This is a genomic window from Yersinia similis (assembly GCF_001053095.1).
GTDB lineage: Bacteria > Pseudomonadota > Gammaproteobacteria > Enterobacterales > Enterobacteriaceae > Yersinia > Yersinia similis.
The window spans coordinates 263,974-270,604 of record NZ_CGBP01000003.1 but is presented as its reverse complement, the minus strand read 5'-3'; the positions used below and the strand labels follow the sequence as shown (position 1 = coordinate 270,604).

Sequence of the window (6,631 nt, the reverse complement as noted above, 5' to 3'; positions counted from 1 at the left end):
AACGCCGTAGCGCCGATGGTAGTGTGGGGTCTCCCCATGCGAGAGTAGGACACTGCCAGGCATCAAACACGAGTTATCAGAGTGACATCTGGTAACTGTCAAAATCGCTAAAAGTGGTTTTGCACAGCGCGGAGCGCTGGCCCTTATGGGGTTAAGTATCAGGAAGATACACGTAAAAGAATCGGTGGAGCGGTAGTTCAGTTGGTTAGAATACCTGCCTGTCACGCAGGGGGTCGCGGGTTCGAGCCCCGTCCGTTCCGCCACTTATTGCAAAGCCCTGAATCTAAGATTCAGGGCTTTTTGCATTGCTAAAATAGCAACAATGTAAGTTCCATCTTCCATTACCTATTTTTTTCATCCATTTATTTAGTTATCTATTTTCTCTTCACCCACTTTAGCCACCAGTGTCATGATGTCGGCTTATTCTCGCTCATTTGAAGCCAAAATTTCACCGATATTGTTGATATTTTATCAAAAGTATTATGTTTAATAGGCCATTTTTTGTCGATAAAAATCTTGCCATAATGTATTCAGTTTTTATCTGGTAGTTATTTAGAACATTCCACTGCCGATAAATATTCGTTATGACTCGCAAGATAAAATGATTGTTAGCAAAAAATGAGAAACTATTATGGGTATACCTGCATTCGGATTAGGAACTTTTCGCCTTCAAGATCAAATTGTTATTGATTCAGTGAGCCAAGCCCTGAGGTTGGGCTATCGGGCAATTGATACAGCACAAATATATGAAAATGAAGCGGCTGTTGGTCAGGCAATTCAAGAGAGTGGTATTAATCGTGATGAGCTATTTATTACTACTAAGATCTGGGTTGCTAATTTATCAAAAGATAAATTAATTTCCAGCTTGCAAGAAAGCATACAGAAACTGAAAACTGACTATGTAGACTTAACGCTGATTCATTGGCCATCACCTAATGATGAAGTGTCTGTTGCTGAATTTATGTCCGAGTTATTAAAAGCAAAAAAACTAGGTTTAACTCGTCAAATTGGTATTTCTAACTTTACTATTGATTTAATGAAGCAGGCGATTGTGGCCGTTGGTGCAAAAGAGATTGCAACTAACCAAATCGAGCTTTCTCCATTATTACAAAACCGTAATGTTGTTGATTTTGCGAAAGAAAATGGCATCGGAGTGACCTCCTATATGACATTGGCTTATGGCAAGGCACTTGAAGAACCCGTGATTAAAACGATTGCTGAGCAACATGGTGCGACCCCCGCACAAGTTATTTTGAGTTGGGCGATGCAACTGGGTTATAGCGTTATTCCGTCATCGACTAAAGCTGCTAACTTGGCCAGCAACTTACTAGCACAGGAATTATGCCTGAATGCAACTGATATGGCTTTGATCGCCACGTTGGATCGCAATGAGAGGTTGGTCAGCCCTGATGGTTTAGCCCCAAAATGGGATTAATCACAGCCTAAGCCACTGAATGAGCCACCTTACATGTAAGGTGGTTTTTCATTTTGGTACACCTTGACGGGGTCTCAAACAGATACGCCGAAAAGTGGGAAAATGGATGTGGAGTTGTCACCTGCACGGTGATAACAGGCAGTAGTAACACGCAGTAATCTGATGCTGGCTTATCAGCGAGTAGTAGAGAATAAAGGCCCGATAGGGGCAGACAACGCGATCGTTAAAAAATATGGTAGCGAGGCCATGGCGCTGTAATTTTCCGGGTTACAGCCTGACAACGGGTCACAGCCGAAAGCGCCGGGCAAGGTAACTGCGAGGCTAGCACCACTGCTGAGAGGATGGATAAGTTACTTCCGTTTAACCGAGGTAGAAGGAGAACTGGAATAGTTGGATCAGTGGATATGAAGGAAATTGAGCTGCCTGCTGTGGCGGCAGGAGCAACGATGCTTATTAGAAGAGGTCTTCTACAGAAAATGACCGGTATATCAGCGAGAAACCAACGAGGGCAGTGGTGGAACTCGGGCACGAGTCATATGAATAAAGTGGTACGAAAGAATGGCCTTGAACAGGGAGAACGGTTATCACTGAGTACACTAAATTATTTTCACCGCAATACAGGATAGATATTGATTTTCAGCCTATGACTTGAATTGTGGGCTTTTTTGTTAATACATCAGCTTATTCGTGCGATAGATTGAATATACTGTTGAGTATCCCTATATCTAGGTAATCCCTTGTGGAAAAGATATTACTGGCCGGGATATCTGGGAGTATAATCAATAGAATCCCGGCTGCTATTAACTATTGAGCCAGTGTGATTTTAGATAAGGAATAGGCGATAAGCGTGCCGAAAAGAACATATGCAATGCGGTATGTTGCAGGACAACCGGTTGAACGGATCTTCCCTGGCGCTGCTAAGCAACTCGATCAAGGCTTGCCGTTAGGCGCACCATTACCTACATCTGAATTTTTGCGAGTGGTAGTGTGGAATATCTTTAAGCAGCAGCGGGCTGGATGGCTGCCTGTACTTAAGGAACTCGGGCGTGATACTCAACTGATGTTACTGCAAGAAGCACAAACTACACCTGAGTTGGTGAGGTTTGCGACAGCTAGCTATCAGGCCGCTGATCAGGTACCTGCTTTTTCATTGCCTCAGCACCCTTCTGGTGTGATGACGCTGGCTGCGGCTCATCCAGTATACTGTTGCCCTTTGCGTGAGCGTGAGCCGCTACTGCGCTTGTCTAAATCGGCTTTAGTTACTGTTTATCCTATTCATGATGGTCGCTTGTTAATGGTGGTGAATATTCATGCAGTAAACTTCAGTCTTGGTGTCGATGTTTACAGTAAGCAGCTCGATCCGATTGGTGAGCAAATTGCTTCACATCGTGGCCCAGTTATTCTGGCGGGTGATTTCAATGCCTGGAGCCGCCAACGTATTAATGCCTTGCAGCACTTTGCACAAGAGGCCGGTTTACAAGAGGTTGAATTTCGCGTCGATCACCGCAGTCGTGCGTTCGGCCGGCCTCTGGACTTTATTTTTTATCGTGGCCTTACCGTTGTTGATGCTTCGGTTTTAGTGACCAGAGCCTCCGATCACAACCCACTAATTGTCGAATTCCAACCATAAAAAAAGCACCTCGAAAGGTGCTTTTTACAGTTATTCTGGCTCTACGTCTCCGGGGTTGATTTGTCGTTAACAAACAACGTCAATTTCAAGCCAGGTTGTAAATTGTTAGCTTTGCTGATTACCGAATTCCATCGCATCACATCGTCGGTGTTTACACCGTGACGCTTGGCAATACTGGCAAAGGAATCACCTTTACGAACTTGATAGGTGATGCTTTTGCTGGCTGTATTGCTTGCCAGTTGCAGGGTTTGCCCAACTTTTAAGGTGCTCTTGGCACGTAAGTTGTTCCAACTCTGCAAATCGCTGGTCTTGATATTCAACCGCTTGGCAATCGTAGATAAGGTATCGCCTGGGCGAACTTTATACTGCGAACTTGATGCTGATTTTGTACTGTTCGTTGCCAATTTTGTGGGTTGAACGGCAGTAATATCAGTATCAGCCAATGAATCTTTCAACTGCTCAGCATGGGCTTTCGGTAACATAATATAACGAGGACCATGTCCGTCTGGTGCCGTTACATTGCGTTTGTAGCCAGAATTAAAGGATTTCAGCTTTGTCAGTGACATCCCCGCCATCTCAGCTGCCTGAGTTAGCTCTATTTGCTGATCGACATCAACGCGAGCTAGTGCACGGTCTTTGTCAGTCTCAGGCAAGGTTATACCGTACTTTTTGCTGTTCTTAAGTAAATCACCCAAGGCTAGCATTTTGGGAACATAAATTGACGTTTCACGTGGAAGCGACAATGCCCAAAAATTGGTCGGTTTTCCCTTTGCCTTATTGGCTTTCACCGCTTGCATAACTCGGCCTTCACCGCTGTTATAAGCTGCAACTGTCAATAACCAGTCACCGTTAAACATTTTGTTCAGGCGTTCCAATATATCAAGCGCTGCTTTGGTAGAGGCAACAACATCTCTGCGACCGTCATACCATTGATTTTGCTTCAAGCCATAATTTCGCCCCGTACTTGGCACAATCTGCCATAGCCCTGCGGCATTGGCGGATGATGTCGCGTGTGGGTCAAAAGCGCTCTCCACTATGGGTAGCAGTACCAATTCCATCGGCATCTTACGTTTCTTAATCTGCTCGACTATCAGGTACATGTACGGCTCTGCCCGTAATGTTACATCGTGGAGATAGCTCTTATTTTTTAAGTATTTTTGTTTTTGCTCACGGATCCGGGAATTCTCCGGAACCTTCATCTTCAGCTCGTCTTTGATGAAGTTCCACAAATCTTGCTGCGCGTAGCTGCTTTCACTTTCCAGCCAGCGCGCTGAACCCTCTCGGGTGCTATTTGTGTACTCTCCTGCTTCACCTGCCGAAGACAAACTCTGTGCGTGCTGTTCGGGAACCTGCGCGTCCTGCTTGGACGCCTGGCACCCAACAAGCAAGACTGAGGCGAGAAGTATCGCTTTGGTCTTCATGTGTGTGTCAATGTGGTTGCTTAAAAGACGAGCAATCATACTTTGCTTCGATAAAAAACACAACTAAAAGCTCAGAAGCCGTCTTTTCGGGAGCGTAATTCGGAGAAAACAGAGATAAGTGAGTCTGGAGGCGAAGTTATGCCTATTTTTCTTTGTAAATCAATGTCGTCACAACGTAAAAAAACATTAATTTTGCGCTCAAATTGCAATTTTACTGGTAGGCTAGGTAGGTTTTTTGACCGTAATTGCTCAATTTGTTGTTGATATGTAGCAATGTCTTGATCTGCAGGCAAAATTGCGTGGGCAAACTTAAGATTTGAGAGAGTATATTCATGCGCGCAGCATATTAAGGTTTCGTCTGGTAACTGCGCGAGTCGTTGAATTGAAGCGTACATTTGCTCTGGTGTGCCCTCAAATAATCGCCCACAGCCAGCAGAAAATAGGGTATCTCCGCAGAAAAGATAAGGAGAACTGTAGTATGCAATATGACCTAGAGTATGGCCGGGGACGGCGATAATGGTGTAATCCTGGCCGTCAATGGTGAAGTTGTCGCCATCATTAACAATGACAGTGGCCCCTTTTTTCGCGGTTTCTTGTGGCCCATAGACGGGAATATCAGGGAAATGGTGGCGTAAATCAGCAACCCCTCCCACGTGATCGTTATGGTGGTGGGTCAATAATATAGCTTGTGGAACATACTGGCCTTGGGCCAGCGTGGCTAGCACTGGCGCTGACTCACCAGGATCAACGATAACACAGTGTTTTTGTGGGTTAGCCAATAGCCAAATGTAATTGTCTTGAAATGCCGGAATGCTGATAAGATTCATTAGATACCTCTCGTTGGCAACAGCTTGAAAGAAGATAATAAAACATGAAACCAGCGCAAATACGTCAAAATATTGAGACACCTACATCTTGGGCTGAATTACCTTGGGGGGAATACTACCGCGCAGCGCTTGAACAACAACTGCAACCCTGGTGGCCAAAATTTTTTGGTTTTCACTTGCTGAAGGTTGGCCATTTAAGTGCTGAAATCGCCAGCGATAAATGTGCGATTGCTCATCAGGTTAATGTCGGGGAGTGGGGCAAAAATATGCAAGTGCTCGCCAGCCCTTATCAGTTACCCTTTGCTGAAAAATCGGTAGATGCTTGCCTACTTTCCCATACTTTGGCTTACGCCGCTAATCCGCACCGTATTCTACGTGAGGTAGATAGGGTGTTAATTGATGATGGTTGGCTGGTTATCAGCAGTTTCAATCCATTCAGTTTGTTAGGCTTGGGGAAATTGGTGCCGGTATTACGTCAGCGGCAGCCATACATCAGCCGGATGTTTACTCAAATGCGTTTGCTGGATTGGCTGAGTTTACTGAATTATGAAGTAGTACATTTATCGTGCTTTCACGTTTTGCCCTTCAATAAAAACGGTGGGCACTTTATCAGTACCCACCTACCTGCGTTGGGATGTATCAATTTAATTGTTGCCCGTAAACGCACGGTACCGTTGACGTTCAATCCGATGAAGTTCGGCGCACGTAAACCTTGGTTCAGTCGGGCAGTTGGCGCAACAAAAAGTTACCGGGATCAACCCTGACTCAAGTCAATCATTCGAATGAGTAAGAGCCGCTAGCACGCCAAGCGAGCAGGATTAATCAGGGTTATAGCCCGTATCATCGAGTGTCGGCGAATTAGCCCCTTGGCGGGCCAGTTCATCGCAACGTTCGTTTTCTGGATGACCCGCATGGCCCTTAACCCACTCCCACTGTATGGTATGGCTCTGGATAGCTAGATCCAGACGCTGCCATAGGTCCACATTGCGGACAGGCTTGCGATCTGTTGTTTTCCAGCCGCGTTTTTTCCAGTTGTGGATCCATTGAGTGATACCCTGACGCACATATTGGCTATCGGTACTTAGGGTCACTTCGCAAGGCGAGGTCAATGCCTCTAGTGCTACGATGGCAGCCATCAGTTCCATACGGTTGTTGGTGGTCAAATAATAGCCAGCACTAAACATTTTTTCGTGTTGTTTATAACGTAAAATTGCGCCATAGCCCCCAGGGCCTGGATTACCGAGGCAGGAGCCATCGGTGAAAATTTCTACCTGTTTAGTCATCTCTGGTAGACTCTTCCTATCTGTTTAAACGTCAA

At 45.4% G+C, this 6,631-nt stretch carries 6 protein-coding genes, 1 tRNA gene and 1 pseudogene; 5 read left to right on the top strand and 3 right to left on the bottom strand.

All coding sequences use genetic code 11. The features are described 5' to 3' along the window. Positions 1-186 precede the first annotated feature (186 nt). The 4 genes and pseudogenes from AC971_RS04375 to AC971_RS04360 all read left to right on the top strand — a co-directional run bounded on the left by AC971_RS04375 (position 187) and on the right by AC971_RS04360 (position 3,065). Positions 187-263, top strand: a tRNA-Asp gene (locus AC971_RS04375). Between the two features lie 368 nt (positions 264-631). Then, on the top strand, positions 632-1,435 hold the full coding sequence (gene dkgB, locus AC971_RS04370) for a 2,5-didehydrogluconate reductase DkgB (protein ID WP_025380972.1): 804 nt from the start codon (positions 632-634) through the stop codon (positions 1,433-1,435). A gap of 327 nt (positions 1,436-1,762) precedes the next feature. Next, positions 1,763-1,825, top strand: a pseudogene (locus tag AC971_RS25570) (reverse transcriptase domain-containing protein); the annotation flags it as partial. A 457-nt stretch (positions 1,826-2,282) separates the two neighbouring features. Next, entirely contained in the window at positions 2,283-3,065 is a 783-nt protein-coding gene (locus AC971_RS04360; protein ID WP_025380971.1) for an endonuclease/exonuclease/phosphatase family protein, read from the top strand. 41 nt (positions 3,066-3,106) lie between these two features. Here AC971_RS04360 and mltD read toward each other — a convergent pair whose 3' ends face one another. Next, positions 3,107-4,486, bottom strand: a complete 1,380-nt coding sequence (gene mltD, locus AC971_RS04355; RefSeq protein ID WP_025380970.1) for a murein transglycosylase D — start codon at positions 4,484-4,486, stop codon at positions 3,107-3,109. A gap of 71 nt (positions 4,487-4,557) precedes the next feature. Then, on the bottom strand, positions 4,558-5,313 hold the full coding sequence (gloB, locus tag AC971_RS04350) for a hydroxyacylglutathione hydrolase (RefSeq protein WP_025380969.1): 756 nt from the start codon (positions 5,311-5,313) through the stop codon (positions 4,558-4,560). Between the two features lie 44 nt (positions 5,314-5,357). On the opposite strand from gloB, the gene AC971_RS04345 reads away from it, so the two are divergent. Continuing rightward, entirely contained in the window at positions 5,358-6,077 is a 720-nt protein-coding gene (locus AC971_RS04345) for a class I SAM-dependent methyltransferase (protein WP_025380968.1), read from the top strand. Between the two features lie 54 nt (positions 6,078-6,131). Here the strand turns inward: AC971_RS04345 and rnhA are convergent, their stop codons facing one another. Continuing rightward, positions 6,132-6,596, bottom strand: a complete 465-nt coding sequence (gene rnhA / locus AC971_RS04340; protein ID WP_025380967.1) for a ribonuclease HI — start codon at positions 6,594-6,596, stop codon at positions 6,132-6,134. Positions 6,597-6,631: the final 35 nt, after the last annotated feature.

Bases quoted from the DNA above. Each gene is read 5' to 3' on its own strand.
- AC971_RS04345 (WP_025380968.1), top strand. From the start codon at position 5,358: ATGAAACCAGCGCAAATACGTCAAAATATTGAGACACCTACATCTTGG.
- mltD (WP_025380970.1), bottom strand. From the start codon at position 4,486: ATGAAGACCAAAGCGATACTTCTCGCCTCAGTCTTGCTTGTTGGGTGC.
- rnhA (WP_025380967.1), bottom strand. From the start codon at position 6,596: ATGACTAAACAGGTAGAAATTTTCACCGATGGCTCCTGCCTCGGTAAT.
- dkgB (WP_025380972.1), top strand. From the start codon at position 632: ATGGGTATACCTGCATTCGGATTAGGAACTTTTCGCCTTCAAGATCAA.
- gloB (WP_025380969.1), bottom strand. From the start codon at position 5,313: ATGAATCTTATCAGCATTCCGGCATTTCAAGACAATTACATTTGGCTA.